Below are 18319 nucleotides of genomic sequence, written 5' to 3'. Positions count from 1 at the left end.
CAGACTTTACCTACCGACGGCCTAGACATGGCCAAAAAGTCATACTAGAAGCAGGTCATCTCGTTGTCAGACATCCTGACAATAGAGGACCCGTACCTTCGAGGTACGAGATGAGCGGAGGTTTTCTCGTGAGTTTCGAACAGGCACTGAGCGCCGAATCAATCCAACCCGCGGATGCATCCAGCGCGATGCTCGTCGGGCGCGTCTGGTCCAAAACCGCCGGCGGACCTTGCCCGGTCCTGATCTCGGAAGGAGAGGTCTTCGACCTGACCCCGCTCGCGGCAACGATTTCCGCGCTTCTTGAGATCGACGGCCTTGTCGACGCTTTGCGCGACCCGTCGCGCTTTGCAAGTCTCGGCTCTCTCGATGCATTCCTCCGTGGCGAGGCGGGCGATCTTCTGGCGCCTGCCGATCTGCAGGCCGTCAAGGCGGCCGGCGTCACCTTTGCGGACAGCATGCTGGAGCGCGTGATCGAGGAGCAGGCCAAGGGCGATCCGCTGCGCGCGCAGGAAATTCGCGGCCGGCTGGCCCCCGTCCTCGGCGACAATCTCAAAGGCCTCGTCGCCGGCTCCGACAAGGCGGCCGAGGTCAAGAAGCTGCTCCAGGAGCTCGGTCTTTGGTCGCAGTACCTCGAAGTGGGCATCGGTCCGGATGCTGAAATCTTCACCAAGGCGCAGCCCATGTCTTCGGTCGGTTGTGGTGCCTATATCGGCATCCACCCCAAGTCCGACTGGAACAATCCGGAGCCGGAAGTGGTGCTGGCCGTCACGTCGAAGGGCAAGATCGTCGGTGCGACGCTCGGCAACGACGTCAATCTTCGGGACTTCGAAGGCCGCTCCGCACTGCTTCTCAGCAAGGCGAAGGACAATAATGCGTCATGCTCGATCGGCCCGTTCATCCGGCTCTTCGACGGTGCTTTCACGATCGAGGACGTGAAGCAGGCGGAAGTCTCGCTCGTCGTCGACGGCAAAGAAGGTTTCAGGATGACCGGCATCAGCCCGATGTCGGCGATCAGCCGCAGCCCGGAAGACCTCGTCTCGCAGCTTCTCAACGACAACCACCAGTATCCGGATGGCGTGGTCTTCTTCCTCGGAACGATGTTTGCGCCAGTCAAGGACCGTAGGGGCACCGGGCTCGGCTTCACGCATGAAATTGGAGACCGGGTCGAGATCTCGACGCCGCGCCTCGGACGCCTCGTAAATTGGGTCGATCATAGCGACCGCTGCCCGAAATGGAGCTTCGGCCTCGGCGCTCTGATGAAAAACCTGGCCGAGCGTGGGCTCTTGTAGGCGAAACGGGAGGGATAGATGCAAAAAGCGATCGATACTTTCTACAAACTGCTCGAGCTGCTCTTGATCGTGCTGCTCGCAGGCATGGCCGTGATGGTGTTCCTGAACGTCGTGATGCGCTACGGCTTCAACTCCGGCATCAACGTATCAGACGAGATGTCGCGGTATTTCTTCGTGTGGCTCACCTTCATCGGTGCGGTTGTCACCTTCCGCGAAAATTCGCATGTCGGGGTCGAGACCTTGGTCACGTTGTTCGGCCGCAAGGGCCGCATCATCTGTATGATCCTCTCCAATATCGTCGTCATCGCCGTCTCGGCGATCTTCTTCTGGGGCACCTGGAAGCAGTCGCCGATCAACGCCTCGATGGCCGCACCGGTCACCGGCATCTCGATGCTGTGGGTCTACGGGATCGGGTTCTTCACCGGAGCGGGCGTGGTCCTGATCGCGCTCGAGCGCCTTTTCCGCTTGCTGACGGGGCGCGTCACGGAAGAAGAAATCGCCGCCTTCGCCGGTGAAAACATGTCTCTCGAGCAGCTGGCGGAGCGCACTTAATGACCCTTGTCGTCTTCATCGTTTCGCTGCTTGGCGCCATGGCAATCGGCGTGCCGGTTGCCTTCTCGCTGATGTTCTGCGGCGTCATACTCATGTGGTACATGGGCATGTTCAATACCCAGATCATCGCTCAAAACATGATCGCGGGCGCCGATACCTTCACGCTCCTCGCCATTCCGTTCTTCATTTTAGCCGGTGAGTTGATGAATGCCGGCGGACTGTCGCGTCGCATCATCGATTTCGCAATCGCCTGTGTCGGTCATATACGCGGCGGCCTCGGCATCGTTGCCATCATGGCGGCCGTGATCATGGCAAGTATCTCGGGTTCGGCGGCAGCCGACACCGCGGCACTTGCGGCAATCCTGATCCCGATGATGGCGAAGGCTGGCTACAACGTTCCCCGGTCCGCGGGCCTTATCGCTGCGGGTGGTATCATCGCCCCCGTAATTCCGCCATCCATGGCCTTCATTGTGTTCGGGGTGGCGGCAAACGTCTCGATTACGCAGCTCTTCATGGCAGGCATCGTGCCCGGCCTCATCATGGGTATTGCCCTTGTCGCAACGTGGCTGCTGGTCGTGCGGAAGGATGATATCCAGCCGCTTCCACGCACGCCGATGAAGGAGCGGGTCGGCGCCACCGGGCGGGCGCTTTGGGCTCTTGGCATGCCGGTGATCATCCTCGGCGGCATCAAGGCCGGTGTCGTGACGCCGACCGAAGCCGCTGTGGTCGCCGCAGTCTATGCACTCTTCGTCGGCATGGTCATTTATCGAGAACTCAAGCCGCGTGACCTGCCGGGTGTCATCCTCCAGGCGGCGAAGACCACCGCTGTGATCATGTTCCTCGTTTGCGCTGCGCTTGTTTCCTCGTGGCTGATAACTGCAGCGAATATACCAGCGGAAATCACCGGCTTCATCTCTCCGCTGATCGACCGCCCGACGCTTCTGATGTTCGTCATCATGCTGGTCGTATTGGTGGTGGGCACAGCACTCGACCTTACGCCCACGATCCTGATCCTGACGCCAGTGCTCATGCCGATTATCAAGCAAGCCGGAATCGATCCTGTCTATTTCGGTGTCCTGTTCATCATGAATACCTGCATAGGGCTGCTGACCCCCCCTGTCGGCGTCGTACTGAACGTCGTCAGCGGCGTCGGCCGGGTTCCGCTTGGGAAGGTAATTGTCGGCGTGACACCATTCCTGGTGGCCCAGATTCTCGTGCTTTTCCTTCTGGTCCTGTTTCCGGACATCGTCATCGTGCCCGCACGCTGGCTGCATTAGAAGGGCTTTAACCCGCAACCCCTCACCAACAAATCCAAGGGAGGATACCCCGTGAGAAAACTGCTTCTTGCCACGACGGCCATCGCTTTCGGTTATTCGGCCGCGGCGCCGGCTTTCGCCGAGTTCAACGACCGCAACATCCGCGTGTCGAACGGCATCAACGAAGACCATCCGGTCGGTAACGGCATCAAGGCGATGCAGGCCTGTCTCGATCAGAAATCCGGTGGCAAGCTAAAGCTCACCGCTTTCTGGGGCGGCGCGCTTGGCGGCGACCTTCAGGCGACGCAGGCCCTGCGCTCCGGCGTACAGGAGGCCGTCGTCACGTCGTCCTCGCCGCTCGTCGGCATCATCCCGGCACTCGGCGTATTCGACCTGCCGTTCCTCTTCGCCAACGCTCAGGAAGCCTACACGGTGCTCGATGGCGATTTCGGCGACATGATGAACGAGAAGCTGGAAGCTGCCGGCCTGGTCAATCTCGCCTATTGGGAAAACGGCTTCCGTAACCTGTCGAACTCGGTTCGTCCGGTCACCAAGTGGGAAGACTTCGAAGGAATGAAGGTTCGCGTGATGCAGAACAACATCTTCCTCGACACCTTCCAGAACCTCGGCGCCAACGCCACTCCGATGGCTTTCGGCGAAGTCTTCTCGGCACTCGAAACCAAGGCGATCGACGCGCAGGAAAACCCCTATGTGACGATCGATACGTCGAAGTTCTTCGAAGTGCAGAAGTACGTGACCGAGACGAACCACGCTTACACGCCCTTCCTCTTCCTGTTCTCGAAGCCGATCTTCGACAGCTATACGCCGGAAGAGCAGGCAGCACTGCGTGAATGCGCAGTCGTCGGTCGCGACGAGGAGCGTAAGGTCATCCAGGACCTCAACAAGAAGTCGCTGGAGAAAATCAAGGAAGCTGGTCTCGAAGTGAACACCCTGTCTGCTGAAGAACAGGCTCGCATCCGCGAGAAGTCCATGGTCGTCTATGAAAAGCACAAGGCTGAGATCGGTGCCGAGGTGGTAGACGCCATTCTCGCCAAGCTGGAAGAGATCCGCAAGTAAACAAAAGAACTGGCTAGGTCACGGAACGTGGCCATGCTCTATGCCTTCCAGGAAGCCCACGGTCGACCGGCCGTGGGCTTTTATCGATTCCGTAGGACGATTGTCTCCTACGGGCGGATCGAGATAGTTTACACAGCGATTCTTCGCTTAAACCTGCAGGCACATGGAAACGTCGCTTTATCTCCCCGTCAAAGGCTTTCTCGAAAAGGCAGGTTACGTCGTCAAGGGCGAGGTTGACGGCTGCGATCTCGTCGGCCTGAGCGACGACGATCCGCCCGTGGTCGTGATCTGCGAGCTGAAGCTGCGCTTCAATCTGGAGCTCATACTGCAGGCCGTAGATCGCGCCGCTGTCGCGGACGAGGTCTGGATCGCGGCGCGAGTTTCGGCCAAGGGAAAGGGTCGGGAGGCCGACAAACGCTACCGCGATCTCTGTCGCAGGCTCGGGGTCGGCATGCTCGGCATTTCCGACGCCGGCGACGTCAGCGTGATCGTCGGCTCCGTGACGCCGATGCCGCGAACCAATCCGAAACGGCGTTCGAAGCTCATGCGCGAACACCGGAGGCGACGCGGCGATCCCGCAATAGGCGGGAGCACACGCGCGCCTGTCATGACGGCGTACCGCCAGCAGGCGCTCGGCTGTGCGCTGGCCCTGACATCAGGCCCGCTGCGCGTGCGTGAAATCAGATCCAGCGTACCGGATGCCGGGAAGATACTGCTTGCGAATGTCTATGGCTGGTTTGAACGGCTCGACAGAGGTGTCTACGGCTTGACAGCGGCTGGACGGGAAGCACTGCAGCGGTGGCCGCAGCAGGATATGCAGGCAAAAACGGCCGTCCCGGCCTGATTGTTGCCGACGCGCTGAAAATAGCGCATGTGGGGTGCTCCATCGCATTATCGGTGGGTATGAGCATGGGGAGGTGTTCATAGGGCAACCGGCGCTTTAGAGTTGACGCACCTTAACGATGGGGATCGGATGACCTCTCAGCTCGACATGTTTGCCCGAGATGTGCGACCAGCAGCCGCGAGAGCCGAGGCAAGCCGTGCCCGGCGGCAGACGTCGACATCCTTCTCCGAAACCGAGATGCTTGCCGCGTTGAAGGCGACGGGTCGCTACAGGATCTTGCGAAAGCTTGAAGCTCGCACGGTCGCATCCGAGGTGAGGCCCGGTTTTCCCCTGAGGGGCGTCATCCTCGACACTGAGACGACCGGGCTCGATGCCCGTAAATGCGAGATCATCGAGATCGGGCTTGTCTCGTTCACCTACAACGAGGAGGGCGAGATCGGCGATGTGGTAGCTGTTTATGGCGGTTTGCAGCAGCCGACAATTGCCATTCCACCCGACATCACCCGGTTGACGGGTATCACCGATGCCATGGTCGCCGGCCAGTCAATCGATATTGCTGCAGTCCAAGCAATCGTTGGGCCTGCGGATCTCATCATCGCCCACAATGCCGGCTTCGATCGGCCGTTTTGCGAAGCGTTTTCGGATGTGTTTGTCCGCAAGGCCTGGGCGTGCTCCGTCTCCGAAATCGATTGGAGTGGCCGCGGCTTTGAAGGCACGAAGCTCGGCTATCTGATCGGTCAGAGCGGATATTTCCACGACGGGCATCGGGCTGTAGATGACTGCTTTGCTCTCCTCGGGGTCCTGGAACAGTCCAGTGGTGGCGCCGCACTGCCGCCGTTCGCCGAACTTTACAAAGCGAGCCAGCGTTCACGGGTGAGGATTTTCGCGGAGAATGCGCCGTTCGACCTGAAGGACGTGCTGAAGGCTCGCGGGTACCGCTGGTCCGATGGCAGCGACGGCCGCCCAAAATCCTGGTGGATAGAGGTCGCCGAGGAGGAGCTCGAGGCTGAACTCGGCTTCCTTCGGAAGGAGATCTATCGCTGGGACGAGGCAGATCCTCCGACGCAGCGGCTGACGGCTTTCGACAGATACAGAGCGCGAAGATAGTTTACCATCGCGGTCCAGCGTGCCCAATCGATTCGGTGGGGCGGAGGATCCCGGCGCAAAACGATCCTAGAGCATTTCCGCTTTTCTCCGAATTGCGGAAACGCTCTACCCCTTTGTTTTGCCGCAACTCCGGATGGAAAACCGCTGCGCACTTTTCCTGGAATTGCTCTACCCCGAGCGAAGACCATAAAGCCTTGCAATATCTTCCCGCATGAATGGGACCCGATCTTTGTCGACCTGTTCCTGATAGGTCCGGGCATATTGATGGCCGGAATAGACGGCGGCGGCGATCAGGCCTGGCGCGAGGCAGTCGCCGAGGCGGGTGATGGTCTTGATGCCGGCATCGGCCCACTCGGCTTCGCGTGCTTTGAGTTCCAGCCACAGCGTTTCGTCCGGCAGGCGGGCGGTGACCGGGACGAGAGTGGCGCAATCAACCGGGCGGGACCTGCCGCTGTAGACGCAGGATAGTTCCAGCTGGTCTTTCGTTCGACCGGCGAGCGCCATGGCCGTGACGATCTCGACGCCGAGACCGATGAGGCGCTTCTGGATACGTGCCTGCTCCAGCGTGTTCCTGCTCCAGGGCGAGACCTGGGATTCGGGCGTTACGAAGGTAACCGTGCGCCCCCTCCTGGCGAGCAGTTCGGCGAGCACGCTGCCCATGTAGAAGCAATCGTCGTCGAAGACGACGACGGGACCGTCCGACGGCACTGCCTCGGCGCCCTCGGAAAGAATGGCGTCGGGAGAGACGAGGATGCCTTCCGACAGAAAATCGAGCGCCATCCGGTGGGTGCGGCCAACGCCGTCCGTCCGCCAGCTCGCTCCGGTCGCGATCGCCACATGGGGGATGCCGTATTGCAATATGTCGGCGGCCGAAAGCGGACTGTGCAGGTAAAGCTCTGCATTGACGCGGGTGCTGAGTTGGCCGATGCGCCAGTCGCGCACGCGGCCCCAGGTCGCAAGACCGGGTAAGCGACATTCGCGCGCAACGCGACCGCCCCATTCGCCGCCGCCTTCCGCCAGCATGACATCGACGCCGCGCTGGGCAAGCGCCCGTGCCGCTTCCAGGCCCGCCGGTCCGCCACCGATAATGAGGGCGGGTTCGGGAGCTTCGGATCTTGCGATGGTCTCCGGATGCCAGCCCTTGCGCCATTCCTCGCCAACTGTCGGGTTCTGCGTGCAGCGCATCGGTACGTTGGTATTGTCGCCGGAGGTGCAGATGTTGCAGCCGATGCATTCGCGGATGTCATCGATGCGCCCTTCCTCGATCTTCTTCGGCAGGAAGGGATCGGCGATCGACGGGCGCGCGGCTCCGATGAAGTCCAAAATGCCCTGTTTTACAACCCGTACCATGCTGTCCGGCGACGTATAGCGGCCGACGCCGACCACCGGCTTGGTCGTGACGGATTTGACGAAGCGGATATAGGGCTCCTGGTAGCCTTCTTCGGAGAAACGAGCCGTCTGGCTATCGTTCGACCAGTCGGAGAGATTGACGTCCCAAAGGTCCGGAAGTTCGCCGAGCGCCGAAATGATGTCCTTCCCTTCCCCCTCGCAGGTGATCCCGGACGGACCCATCAGCTCGTCCACCGCGAGGCGCACCGCCAGCGCACAGGTGTCGCCGATCGCCTCGCGCACATCATCCAGAATCTCTCGGAACAGGCGGAGCCGGTTTTCGAAGGAGCCGCCATATTCGTCGCTGCGGTCGTTATGGCGGCGGGACAGGAAGTGCTGCAACACGCTCATGTCGTGGCCGGCATAGAGATAGACGATGTCGAAGCCGGCCTTTTTGGCGCGCAGCGCGGCATTGCGATACCAGCGGCGCATGTCGGTGATGTCTGCCTTGTCCATTGCGCGCGCCTGGACAGGATCGAGGCTGTCGCTGACGGCGTGCGAGGGAGCGAGCGGGATCATCCGGCTGAAACGGTTGGCGACGTGCAGGCCGTTGTGCACAAGCTGGATGGCCGCGAGGCTGCCATGGGCGTGGATACGTTCCGTAACGGCGGAAAGGGCCGGGAGATCGCCGTCGTCCCAAAGACGGGCTTCGTTGGCTGGCGTCAGGTCCGATGTCGGGTGGATTTCCGCCTCCTGGGTGGAAACGACGGCCCAACCGCCTTCAGCCTTCATGCCGCGCAGATGGGCTTCCGCATTGGGATAGCGGTAGCCCATGCCGGAACAGTGGGGCACCTGATAGAAACGGTTGCGCGCCGTCACGGGGCCGATCTTGACGGGTTCGAATAGAATATCGAAGCGGGAGTCTCGGGACATTTCCTGCCATCCTGAAGGGAGCTGTGGTCCGCCGCGCCGGAGCGCGGCGGTTGGGGCGGCCGCCAAAATATCGGGAACCTTCCGTCAGGCAAGAGATTTGTTATACGAGTGTATAATATTATGCTGCGGCGAAGTTTTTGATCCGGTCCGCGGTTCGCATCCCTTCATCGACGTGGCCCAACACACCAGCGGCGAACTTCTTCGGCGCCCGCCTTTGCCGCCGCGAGCGCCTTGGCCCTAAAACTCCTTCATGTTTCACCGCGTGGGTTGCGCTACCAAATCGTGAAGCTGCCGGCCGAGTACGCCGTCGGTGTCGGCAAGGTCCAGGACGATGCTCATGTGGTTGAGATCGGGAACCGGGAGCAGTTCGGCACTTTTGTCCTGGGCACGCAGCAGCTCACATAGCCCGGCCGCCTGATTCTGGAATGGCGCCGTCTCGTCCGCCCCATAAGCGATGATGCGCAACGGGCAGGGGAGCTGCGAGCTGGTAAGAGGCGACCATGCGGCCGCTTCCATCGGTGTCATCTCCGCTTCGTGTCGCAGGAAGCTGTCCGGTATTCCCGACAGGTCGTAGATTCCGCTTAGGAGCAGCAAGCCTTGGAGCGTCGGCAGGGAGGGCGGGTAGGCTTCCTCGGGCCCGGTCGCGGCAAGGAAGGAAGCAAGATGCGCGCCTGCCGAATGACCGCTGACGGTCAGTCGCGCAGGATCCGCGCCGAAATCCCCCGCGTGGGCTTGAAGCCAGAGCACCGATCGTCGAACCTGATCCACCAGCACGTCCAGGCGTTTGCCAGGCATCAGGTCGTATTCGACCAAGGCCGCAATGCCGCCCGCCGCAAGAACCGGTGCAGCGACGAAACGATAGTTGATCTTTTCGCCGGAGCGCCAATATCCGCCGTGAACGAACACATGCAGGGGCGCGCCGGCCTGCACGCGCTCCGGTAAGATGAGATCGATGACCTCCCGCACGCCCGAGCCGTACCGTATGTCTGCCCGAACGTCGGCGCGCGCCGAAAGGGCCCAGCTGCGTTCGGCGAACTCTGCGGCGATCGTGTCGAAATCGGGCACGAAGTCGCGAATGCGGTAGAGGTCCTGTGCTGTCATCGTCTGCTCCGCCGATCAATAATCAACTGCGAAATATTTCGGCTCCATGAATTCCAGGATGCCCGTCACGCCGCCTTCGCGGCCAAGGCCGCTCTGTTTGACGCCGCCGAAGGGAGCGGCGGGGTCTGACATCAGGCCCCTGTTGATGCCGAGCATGCCGGTTTCGATGCGCTTGCCGACCTTCATCGCACGTTTGAGATCGCGGCTGTAGATGTACGCGGCGAGGCCATACTCCGTATTGTTTGCGAGGCGGATCGCTTCGTCGTCGCTTTCGAACTTGTAGACAGGCGCGACCGGTCCGAAGATTTCCTCACGTGCGATCGACGCGTTTACGGGGACGTTTTCGAGTACCGTCGGCGGATAGAAGTACCCGTTTTCCGTGAGCGGTTTGCCGCCGGTCGTTGCCCGCGCACCCGCGGCGAGTGCCTCTGAGACGAGCCGGTCGATCTTGCGGACGGCGTTTTGCGTGATCATGGGTCCACATTGCGTCTCGGGATCGTAGCCGGGGCCGAGCTTCAGTGACTTCATCCGCGCCGTGAGGCCGGCGACAAACGCATCATGGATGCCCGCCTGGACATAGAAACGATTGGCGGCAGTGCAGGCTTCTCCAGCGTTTCGCATCTTGGCGATCATCGCACCGTCGAGTGCCGCCTCGAGGTCCGCGTCGTCGAACACGATGAAAGGCGCGTTGCCGCCGAGCTCCATCGAGCAGCTGACGACCGACTTGGCGGCTTCGGCAAGTAGAACGCGGCCAACGCCGGTCGAGCCGGTGAATGAAAGCTTTCGAACGCGCGGATCGGCGAGCATCGCATTCGTTATTCCGCCTGGATTGCTTGTGGTCAGCACGTTGACGACGCCAGGCGGGACGCCCGCCTCTTCCCCGAGACGGGCCATGGCATAGGCTGTCAACGGCGTCTCCGAGGCAGGTTTCAGGATCACCGTGCAGCCGGCGGCAAGGGCGGGCCCGATCTTGCGCGTCGCCATAGCGGCCGGGAAATTCCAGGGCGTGATCAGGACGGCAATGCCGATCGGCTCATGGTCAACGAGGATATTGTGCGACCCGGAGGGAGTGTGCCGGAATTCGCCCGGAATGCGGGTCGCCTCTTCAGCGTACCAGCGGAAGAATTCGGCGGCATAAGCGACTTCGCCGCGTGCGTCGGCCAGGGCCTTGCCGTTTTCCAGTGCTATGAGCGTTGCAAGCTCCTCGGCGTGCTGTGTCATCAGCTGATACCAGCGTCGCAGGATTTCCGAGCGCTGGCGAGCTGGAGTGGCGCGCCACCCGGCCGCAGCGGCATCCGCGGCATCGACTGCGCGCTGTGCGTCCTCGATGGAGGCGTCGGCGACCTCGGCCAGCAGATTACCGGTCGAAGGGTCGAGAACGGTTATTCCGCTGCCGCTTTGCCATTTGCCGCCAATGTAGAGGCCCGCGGCATGCAGGGCAGGATCGGCGTAGCCGGAAAACTTGGCATGAAACGTCATGGAGGGTCCTTTCGACTCAGTTCAGGCGGGAGCGATCGCCGCAATGGGCGGCGGCGACGAGGTTGCGTATCTCGTGCGGGTTCAAGGGGCGGGGATTGTTCTGGATTAGGCGTGCGATACCCGAGCTTTGTTCTGCCACCCAATCGATCCGGTCTTCCTCGAGGCCGAGGTCCCGCAGGGTGGCGGGAATGCCGATGCGTTCGAAGAGCGAAACGAGGGCAGGGATCACTTCATCCGGTCCGCCGAGCCCGGCCGCATGCGCGATCTGCGCGAGTTCGTCGCGGATGAGCGGCGCATTCCAAGTCATGACATAGGGCATTAGACAGGCGACCCCGAGGCCATGCGCCGTATGGGTGAGCGCGCCGACAGGGTACTGGATGGCGTGGGCCGCGGCAGTACCCGCCACCCCGAAAGCAAGACCGGCGAGCGTTGCGCCGAGCATCACCTTTTCGCGCGCGCCGGCGTCGGCGCCGTCCTTGCAGGCCCTCTCGAGCCCCTGCCACAGGAGGGTAATGGCGCTAAGGGCAAAGTGATCGGAAAGCTCGTTCTTACCGACGAAGACGCGCTGCTGCGCGATACCGGGGACGGGCTCGCGCCGGATTGCCGTGAAGGCTTCGATCGCATGCGTCAGGGCGTCCGCGCCGGCGATCGCAGTCAGGCCGGATGGGCAGGAGAGGGTGAGTTCGGGGTCGCAGATCGATACCGCCGGAATTAGGTGCGGACTTGAAATGCCAACTTTCAGGCTACGCTCGGCATCCGAAAGCACGGCGACGGGCGTCACCTCCGAGCCGGTGCCGGCGGTGGTGGGAATGGCGATCAATGGCATCACGGGTCCCGGCACGGCATATTCGCCGTAATAGTCCTGTGGCCGCCCGCCGTGGGTAAGGAGGAGGGTGACGCATTTCGCCATGTCGAGACAGGACCCGCCACCGATGCCGATGACGAGGTCCGGCGCAAAGCCTCTGGCCGCTGCAGCGCTCACGATAGCCGATTCCACCGGAACGTCCGGCAGGGTGGAGCTGTCCACCATCACCTCAAGCCCTGCCTCTTCGACTCGCCGCACCAGTGCAAGCAAGTCGGCATCCACGGCAAGGCGCGTATCCGTGACGATCAGCGCGCGCTGGCCGAGCTTGGCGGCGATGCCCCCAAGGGCATGGCGCTGCCCGGCGCCGAATAGCAGTTCGCGCGGCGCCCTCAGTGTGCCGAATAGGTTCATTCCGTATGTCCTCCGATGAGTTCAGGCGGCCTCGAGAGCCGTAAGGTGGTCGAAAAGCGGCTGCGGCAGCTCGATGCCCGTCTTCGCTGCTGCAGCGCGTCGTGCTCGTGCCCCATCTCCCGGAATGGCGACTGGTTGCGTAGGGTCGAGCGGGCGGGATAGGCGCAGGCGATCGAGATAGGCGGCAAGTGCCGGTATGCTACCCGCGCCTGCCGACGGATCGATCAGAATGAGAAGGTCGCCTTTATTGGCGGGATGAATGTCGTCGAGCGTTCCATTTACATCAGGCGCAAGGTTGGATCCGGCAAGCGCCGCGACAAGAAGCTCGATCGCAAGGCCCAGACCATATCCCTTGGCGTCGCCGAAGGGCGCGATCGCCCCTGCCTGTGCCGCGTGCGGATCGGTTGTCGCGCGACCGTCTCGGTCCACTGCCCAGCCGGGCGGGATCGCCAGACCACGCATCGCATGGTTGTTGATCTTGCCCATGGAAACGATGCTGGTTGCGAGATCCAGCACGAAAGGGCGGCCAGCCGCAGGGATGCCGATCGCGACCGGATTGGTGCCGATCAGGGCCTGCGTTCCGCCGAATGGGTGCACGAGCGCTTCGCTGGTCGACATGACAATGCCGATCAGGCCGTCTCTTGCGGCGGCTTCCGCATAATAGGCAAGCATTCCCATGTGATTGGCGTTGCGGATCGCGGCAATGGCGAGCCCTGTCTCCTTAAGGATCCTTCGCGTGACGCGCATGGCGTCCATCATGACGACTGGGCCAAGACCGCGTTCGCCGTCGACGCTCAGAAATGAGGCTCTTCGCCAGGTTCCGTTTCCACGGGTCGTGGGGTTCGCGAGCCCCTTATCCAGCCGGGAAAGAAGCAACGGCAGCCGTTGCAGGCCGTGGGAGGGCAACCCGCGCAGCTCGGCCTCCAAGAGGAGATTTGCCTGAAGACGAGCGGAGTCGGCAGGAACACCCCGCTTTTCGAGCAGGGCGACGCTCAAATTCCTCAGGCGGGCGGGCGGCAGCCTCATTTCCTAATCCTATATCAGATCATATACGATATTGTATTTGACATGCGATATGTTATTTGCAACAAAACGTCGTATGTCAATAAGCAGTCGGAGAATGGCAGTGGCAATTGCAGCGGAGCGGGCAAGCAGGGGGGCTGGTATTCGCCCGACGAGTGTGGTCGAAGGCGTCTACGACAGCATCTATCACCGGCTGATGTCGCTCGATATTGCGCCCGGTGCACGCATTCCGATCGATGTCCTCGCTCGCGAACTCGGCGTTTCGCAGACGCCGATCCGCGAGGCCCTGAGTCGGCTGGAACGCGAGGGCCTCGTTCGCAAAGAGCATCTGATCGGCTATAGTGCAGCCCCGCAATGGACGCGCAAGCAGTTCGAAGACCTCTATGCCTTTCGCCTGCTGATCGAACCCGCAGCTGCCCGGCTTGCCGCCGCCAATATGACTCCGGAGGCGCTCCAGCAGCTCGAGAATTCCGCCGCCGACATGGGCCACGGCGAGGCGCCGGTCGATCGTAACACACGCTACTCCCGCTTTGCCCGCGCCGATGCGCAGTTCCATGACGAGATCCTGAAAATCGCCGGAAACGACGTGATCCGCAGCACTCTGTCGAACCAGCATGTCCATCTGCACATCTTCCGGCTGATGTTCCACATCCGGGTGACTCAGGAGGCGCTCGAAGAGCATGAGAGCCTGCTGGCTGCCTTCCGGGCGCGCGATCCGCAGGCCGCACACGATGCCATGCGCGTCCACATCGAGCGCTCGCGCGACCGCTTGCTTTCGGCTTTCGAATGAACGCGGCTCTGCCTTCCAATGCGGTCGCGCCGCCGCCAAACCGTGCTGTCGCCGCACTCGCGGCAGAGGGCCTTGGCAAAGCCTACGGCCCGATTACCGTCCTTTCGGACGTCACGCTTGAGGTTCATGCTGGAGAGGTTCACGCCATTATCGGTGAGAACGGCGCCGGAAAATCGACGCTGATGAAGCTCCTTTCCGGCCATGTCGTCCCAACGGCCGGCCACTTGCTCCTGGAGGGCAAGTCGGTCGAGTTCCGAAATGCGGTGGAGGCGGAGAACGCCGGCATCGTACTCGTGCACCAGGAAATCCTGCTCGCTTCGGACCTCACCGTTGCGGAAAACCTGTATTTGGGTCGCGAGGTCGGCCGCGGTCTGCTGGTCAATGACAAGGCGATGAACAGTCGTGCCGCCGAACTCCTCGCACGGGTCGGTTCAGCGGCGCGGCCGCGCGACCGTGTGGGTGAGCTGCCGCTCGCCCAGCGCCAGCTCGTGCAGATCGCGCGTGCCCTTCTCGACGAGCGAAAGGTCATCATCTTCGACGAGCCTACTGCGGTTCTCGCAAACGACGAAGTGGCGGCGCTGCTCGACATCGTTCGCAGCTTGCGCGATCACGGGGTTGCGGTGCTCTATATCTCCCATCGTCTCGATGAGGTTCAGGTTCTTGCCGACCGGATCACCGTGCTTCGTGACGGCCGCATGATCGGAACCTGGCCGGCGGCAGGCCTCGGCCAGCGGGAAATGGCGGAACTGATGGTCGGGCGAGAGCTGGACATGCTCTATCCGCATAAGCGGTCAGCCACGACCGCTGCTCCGATCCTGTCAGTCACCAACCTTGCCGTCGACCACGGCTCGCAGACCGTCTCCTTTAGCGTCAGCCCCGGCGAAGTGCTGGGTATCGGCGGCATGGTCGGGGCGGGTCGTACCGAACTGATCGAGGGCCTGATGGGCCTTCGTCCGTCAGAGGCTGAAAGCATCGTCCTGAACGGCCGGGAGATAGGGAGCCGCTCCGTCCGTACCCTAATGGACGCCGGACTCGTTTACCTGACCGAGGACCGCAAGGGCAAAGGCCTGCTCCTGGAGGAGAAGCTCGGTCCTAACCTCACCCTGCAGGCGCTGGATACGATCAATCCGGGTGTTTTTCTGGACAAGCAAGGTGAGCTTTCCCGCCTTCGAAAGGCGGTGGCTGATTACGACATTCGCGTGCGCTCGATGCGCCTTGAAGCCAGCCAGCTTTCGGGCGGGAACCAGCAGAAGCTACTTCTTGCCAAGGTCATGATGGCCGATCCGTCGGTGATCATCATCGACGAGCCGACTCGCGGGATCGATATCGGCAACAAGAGCCAGATCTATGACTTCATCGACGGGATGGTGCGCGCCGGCAAAGCCTGCATCGTCATCTCGTCGGAAATGCCGGAACTCGTAGGTCTTGCCGACCGTGTGCTGGTGATGCGTGCCGGGAGGATCGTCGCTGAGCTACGCGGCGATGAAATCAATGAGGAAAATGTCGTCTACGCCGCCACGACCGGTGGGTGCGCGGACGTCGGGGAGGAGAAACATGACCGTAGCGACAGCAACACTCGCACCCACTAACGAAGGAGCGCGCATCCGTTGGGCCGATCTGGCGCCTTTCATCGCCCTTGCGGTGATCGTACTGTTCGGGGCGCTGGTGAACCCCAATTTCGTGTCGTCGGCCAATCTGATCAACGTCATCACGCGGAGCGCCTTCATTGCGATTATCGCCGTCGGGGCGACCTTCGTGATCTCGTCCGGCGGGCTCGACCTGTCGGTGGGTTCGATGATGGCCTTCGTCACCGGTATCATGATCATGGCGATGAACCATCTCGCCCCGGCATTTGGAGCCTGGGCGATTCCGATGGGAGCGGGCGTAGCGCTGCTGGTCGGAGCACTGTGCGGCCTCTTCAACGGGGTTATCGTGACCGTTGGGCGAATAGAGCCCTTCATCGTCACGCTGGGCACGATGGGCATTTTCCGCGCCTTCATCACCTTCATGACCGACGGCGGCTCGCTGCCCATCGATCGCAGCCTCCGGGAAGCCTATCGGCCGGTCTATTTCGGCAGCGTCTTCGGTATTCCATATCCGGTGCTCATCACCTTCGTGGTGGTCATGGCTGGCGCCTTCCTGCTCTACAAGACCAAGTATGGCCGCCGCTTGAAGTCGGCAGGATCCAATGTCGAGGTCGCGCGCTTTTCGGGCGTGAACGTCGCCGGCGTGCGCACCGGCGCCTACGTGATCCAGGGCTTCTGCGTCGCCGTCGCTGCGATCTGCTATGTGCCCCGCCTCGGCGCGGCGACGCCAACGACCGGCCAGCTCTGGGAGCTGCAGGTCATCACCGCGGTCGTGATCGGGGGCACGCTGCTCCGCGGCGGGCGCGGACGCATTGGCGGCACGGTGGCCGGCGCCCTCATCCTCGAGGTGATCGCCAACGTCATGGTTCTGTCGGACTTGGTCTCGGAGTACCTCGTCGCCGCCGTTCAGGGAGCGATCATCATCATCGCCATGCTGGCGCACCGCTTTACTGCCAACCGCTGAAAACAGCACCGACTTCGAAGGAGGAGAAAATGAAGTCTATTATCCGCAAGGCTGGACTCTTGTTATCGACGGCTACCCTGGTCCTGGCTCAGCCACTGGGCACCGCTCAGGCCCAGGAGAAGAGGATTGTCGCCGTGTCGATTCCGGCCGCAACGCATGGATGGACGGGAGGAGTCGTCTACCATGCGGAACAGGCTGAGAAAGAGGTCGAGGCCGCGTTTCCGAATGTAGACGTCGTGCTGTCGACCGCGTCATCGGCGACCGCTCAGGTCTCCGCGCTTGAAGACCTGTCGGCGACCCGGAAGCTCGACGCGCTGGTCATTCTGCCGTTTACGTCGGAGGAACTGACAGGACCGGTCGAGCAGATTAAGAAAAACGGCACCTTCATTTCCGTGGTCGACCGTGGCCTCACCGACCCGACGATCCAGGACCTCTATGTCGCTGGCGACAACATCGCCGTGGGTGCCAATACCGCGCGCTGGCTTTCCGACAAACTTGGCGGGCAAGGCGAGATCGTCGTCTTGCGCGGCATCCCGACCGTGATCGACGACGAACGCATCAAAGGCTTCTCGGACGTCATCGACAAGACGAACATCAAGATCCTCGATATCCAATACGCCAACTGGAACCAGGACGAAGCCTTCAAGCTCATGCAGGACTATCTTGCAAAGTACCCGAAGATCGACGCCGTCTGGGCCAACGATGACGACATGTTGCTCGGCGTTATCGAGGCCGTCGACCGTGCGGGCCGCAAGGACATCAAATATGCGCTCGGGGGCAACGGCATGAAGCAAGTCATCGAAATGGTGAAGGAAGGCAACGAGCGCACACCGGTCTCGACACCCTATCCGCCGTCGATGATCAAGTCGGCCATCTATATGACAGCGGCACAATTCGCTGGTCAGGCGCCTATGCGCGGTTCGTTCCTGCTCGGTGCACCGCTTATCACTCCGGAGAACGCCGACCAGTTCTACTTCCCCGACTCCCCATTCTGAGTGTCGCCCGGCCCAATGGCCGAGCATCGATCAAACACGAGAGCGGGGTGAGGAAAAATATGTGGGGTTTTCCACCCGCATTCCGCGTCTCAACTTATCTAAGGCAACAGGAGATATGACATGAGCGGCAAGAAGATCCTCATGCTGACCGGCGAATTCACCGAAGAGTACGAAATCTACGTTTTCCAGAAGGGCATGGAGGCCGTCGGCCACACGGTGCACGTCGTCTGCCCAGACAAAAAGGCGGGCGACCGTATCAAGACCTCTTTGCACGACTTCGAGGGCGACCAGACCTACACGGAGAAGCTCGGCCACTATGCCGACATCAACAAGACCTTTTCCGATGTGCGGCCTGAGGAGTATGACGCCGTCTATGCGGCGGGCGGACGCGGCCCGGAATATATCCGCACCGACAAGCGCGTTCAGGACATGGTTCGGCATTTCCACGACACGGGCAAGCCGATCTTTACGATCTGCCATGGCGTGCAGATCCTCATGGCTGTGCCTGGCGTGCTGAAGGGCCGCAAGGTCGCCGGCCTTGGCGCCTGCGAGCCAGAGGTGACAGCTGTTGGTGGGACCTACATCGACGTGGAGCCCACCGCGGCCTATGTCGACGGCAACATGGTCTCGGCGAAGGGGTGGACGGGCCTTGCGGCATTCATGCGCGAGTGCCTGAACGTGCTCGGCACGAAGATCACCCACACGTAATGGATTGAGGGTGAGATCGACGACGGCGTGCCCTCGGGTGGTCGGCCCGAGGGAGATTGCTGCCAAAGCG

Annotated in this window: 16 protein-coding genes; 11 read left to right on the top strand and 5 right to left on the bottom strand. The window is 61.7% G+C overall.

All coding sequences use genetic code 11. The annotated features are described in order from the left end of the window. Positions 1-110 precede the first annotated feature (110 nt). From JOH52_RS31575 to JOH52_RS31550, 6 genes are all read left to right on the top strand, one after another. Positions 111-1289: a fumarylacetoacetate hydrolase family protein gene (locus JOH52_RS31575; protein WP_013845084.1), complete on the top strand. Its 1179-nt coding sequence runs from the start codon at positions 111-113 to the stop codon at positions 1287-1289. Positions 1290-1307: 18 nt separating this feature from the next. After that, on the top strand, positions 1308-1841 hold the full coding sequence (locus tag JOH52_RS31570; protein ID WP_003535253.1) for a TRAP transporter small permease: 534 nt from the start codon (positions 1308-1310) through the stop codon (positions 1839-1841). Then, a complete protein-coding gene (locus tag JOH52_RS31565; protein ID WP_013845083.1) occupies positions 1841-3118 on the top strand; it encodes a TRAP transporter large permease in 1278 nt (425 codons plus the stop codon). Before JOH52_RS31570 ends, JOH52_RS31565 begins: the two co-directional genes overlap by 1 nt. 51 nt (positions 3119-3169) lie before the next feature. Next, positions 3170-4174, top strand: coding sequence for a TRAP transporter substrate-binding protein (locus JOH52_RS31560; protein ID WP_013845082.1), 1005 nt, complete (start codon positions 3170-3172; stop codon positions 4172-4174). 163 nt (positions 4175-4337) lie between these two features. Further along, positions 4338-5018, top strand: a complete 681-nt coding sequence (locus tag JOH52_RS31555) for a DUF2161 domain-containing phosphodiesterase (RefSeq protein WP_010967136.1) — start codon at positions 4338-4340, stop codon at positions 5016-5018. Between the two features lie 129 nt (positions 5019-5147). Continuing rightward, a complete protein-coding gene (locus tag JOH52_RS31550) occupies positions 5148-6125 on the top strand; it encodes a 3'-5' exonuclease (protein ID WP_010967137.1) in 978 nt (325 codons plus the stop codon). A 168-nt stretch (positions 6126-6293) separates the two neighbouring features. On the opposite strand, the gene JOH52_RS31545 is transcribed toward JOH52_RS31550, so the two are convergent. From JOH52_RS31545 to JOH52_RS31525, 5 genes are all read right to left on the bottom strand, one after another. Then, positions 6294-8387 (bottom strand): oxidoreductase, encoded by a 2094-nt coding sequence (locus JOH52_RS31545; RefSeq protein WP_014532060.1) that lies wholly within the window; start codon positions 8385-8387, stop codon positions 6294-6296. Positions 8388-8642: 255 nt separating this feature from the next. Further along, entirely contained in the window at positions 8643-9488 is an 846-nt protein-coding gene (locus JOH52_RS31540; protein ID WP_013845080.1) for an alpha/beta hydrolase, read from the bottom strand. 15 nt (positions 9489-9503) lie between these two features. After that, entirely contained in the window at positions 9504-10967 is a 1464-nt protein-coding gene (locus JOH52_RS31535; protein ID WP_014532059.1) for an NAD-dependent succinate-semialdehyde dehydrogenase, read from the bottom strand. A 16-nt stretch (positions 10968-10983) separates the two neighbouring features. After that, positions 10984-12183, bottom strand: a complete 1200-nt coding sequence (locus tag JOH52_RS31530) for an iron-containing alcohol dehydrogenase (protein WP_127657770.1) — start codon at positions 12181-12183, stop codon at positions 10984-10986. 21 nt (positions 12184-12204) lie between these two features. Beyond that, positions 12205-13209, bottom strand: a complete 1005-nt coding sequence (locus JOH52_RS31525) for an Ldh family oxidoreductase (protein ID WP_014532057.1) — start codon at positions 13207-13209, stop codon at positions 12205-12207. A gap of 94 nt (positions 13210-13303) precedes the next feature. On the opposite strand from JOH52_RS31525, the gene JOH52_RS31520 reads away from it, so the two are divergent. The 5 genes from JOH52_RS31520 (at position 13304) to JOH52_RS31500 (ending at position 18249) form a co-directional block, all read left to right on the top strand. Continuing rightward, positions 13304-13996 (top strand): GntR family transcriptional regulator, encoded by a 693-nt coding sequence (locus JOH52_RS31520; protein WP_017264484.1) that lies wholly within the window; start codon positions 13304-13306, stop codon positions 13994-13996. After that, positions 13993-15585 (top strand): sugar ABC transporter ATP-binding protein, encoded by a 1593-nt coding sequence (locus JOH52_RS31515; protein WP_014532055.1) that lies wholly within the window; start codon positions 13993-13995, stop codon positions 15583-15585. Before JOH52_RS31520 ends, JOH52_RS31515 begins: the two co-directional genes overlap by 4 nt. Beyond that, positions 15551-16546, top strand: a complete 996-nt coding sequence (locus JOH52_RS31510; RefSeq protein ID WP_014532054.1) for an ABC transporter permease — start codon at positions 15551-15553, stop codon at positions 16544-16546. The genes JOH52_RS31515 and JOH52_RS31510 overlap by 35 nt, the downstream gene beginning before the upstream one ends. A gap of 29 nt (positions 16547-16575) precedes the next feature. Beyond that, a complete protein-coding gene (locus tag JOH52_RS31505) occupies positions 16576-17541 on the top strand; it encodes a substrate-binding domain-containing protein (protein WP_010967146.1) in 966 nt (321 codons plus the stop codon). 120 nt (positions 17542-17661) lie between these two features. Continuing rightward, a complete protein-coding gene (locus JOH52_RS31500; RefSeq protein WP_014532053.1) occupies positions 17662-18249 on the top strand; it encodes a DJ-1/PfpI family protein in 588 nt (195 codons plus the stop codon). Positions 18250-18319 lie beyond the last annotated feature (70 nt).

The sequence above is a fragment of the Sinorhizobium meliloti genome, assembly GCF_017876815.1.
GTDB classification, from domain to species: Bacteria; Pseudomonadota; Alphaproteobacteria; order Rhizobiales; family Rhizobiaceae; genus Sinorhizobium; species Sinorhizobium meliloti.
This window is presented reverse-complemented; position numbering and strand designations above follow the sequence as displayed.

Bases quoted from the DNA above. Each gene is read 5' to 3' on its own strand.
- JOH52_RS31555 (WP_010967136.1), top strand. From the start codon at position 4,338: ATGGAAACGTCGCTTTATCTCCCCGTCAAAGGCTTTCTCGAAAAGGCA.
- JOH52_RS31545 (WP_014532060.1), bottom strand. From the start codon at position 8,387: ATGTCCCGAGACTCCCGCTTCGATATTCTATTCGAACCCGTCAAGATC.
- JOH52_RS31570 (WP_003535253.1), top strand. From the start codon at position 1,308: ATGCAAAAAGCGATCGATACTTTCTACAAACTGCTCGAGCTGCTCTTG.
- JOH52_RS31505 (WP_010967146.1), top strand. From the start codon at position 16,576: ATGAAGTCTATTATCCGCAAGGCTGGACTCTTGTTATCGACGGCTACC.
- JOH52_RS31520 (WP_017264484.1), top strand. From the start codon at position 13,304: ATGGCAGTGGCAATTGCAGCGGAGCGGGCAAGCAGGGGGGCTGGTATT.
- JOH52_RS31565 (WP_013845083.1), top strand. From the start codon at position 1,841: ATGACCCTTGTCGTCTTCATCGTTTCGCTGCTTGGCGCCATGGCAATC.
- JOH52_RS31515 (WP_014532055.1), top strand. From the start codon at position 13,993: ATGAACGCGGCTCTGCCTTCCAATGCGGTCGCGCCGCCGCCAAACCGT.
- JOH52_RS31550 (WP_010967137.1), top strand. From the start codon at position 5,148: ATGACCTCTCAGCTCGACATGTTTGCCCGAGATGTGCGACCAGCAGCC.
- JOH52_RS31540 (WP_013845080.1), bottom strand. From the start codon at position 9,488: ATGACAGCACAGGACCTCTACCGCATTCGCGACTTCGTGCCCGATTTC.
- JOH52_RS31535 (WP_014532059.1), bottom strand. From the start codon at position 10,967: ATGACGTTTCATGCCAAGTTTTCCGGCTACGCCGATCCTGCCCTGCAT.
- JOH52_RS31510 (WP_014532054.1), top strand. From the start codon at position 15,551: ATGACCGTAGCGACAGCAACACTCGCACCCACTAACGAAGGAGCGCGC.
- JOH52_RS31575 (WP_013845084.1), top strand. From the start codon at position 111: ATGAGCGGAGGTTTTCTCGTGAGTTTCGAACAGGCACTGAGCGCCGAA.
- JOH52_RS31500 (WP_014532053.1), top strand. From the start codon at position 17,662: ATGAGCGGCAAGAAGATCCTCATGCTGACCGGCGAATTCACCGAAGAG.
- JOH52_RS31530 (WP_127657770.1), bottom strand. From the start codon at position 12,183: ATGAACCTATTCGGCACACTGAGGGCGCCGCGCGAACTGCTATTCGGC.
- JOH52_RS31525 (WP_014532057.1), bottom strand. From the start codon at position 13,209: ATGAGGCTGCCGCCCGCCCGCCTGAGGAATTTGAGCGTCGCCCTGCTC.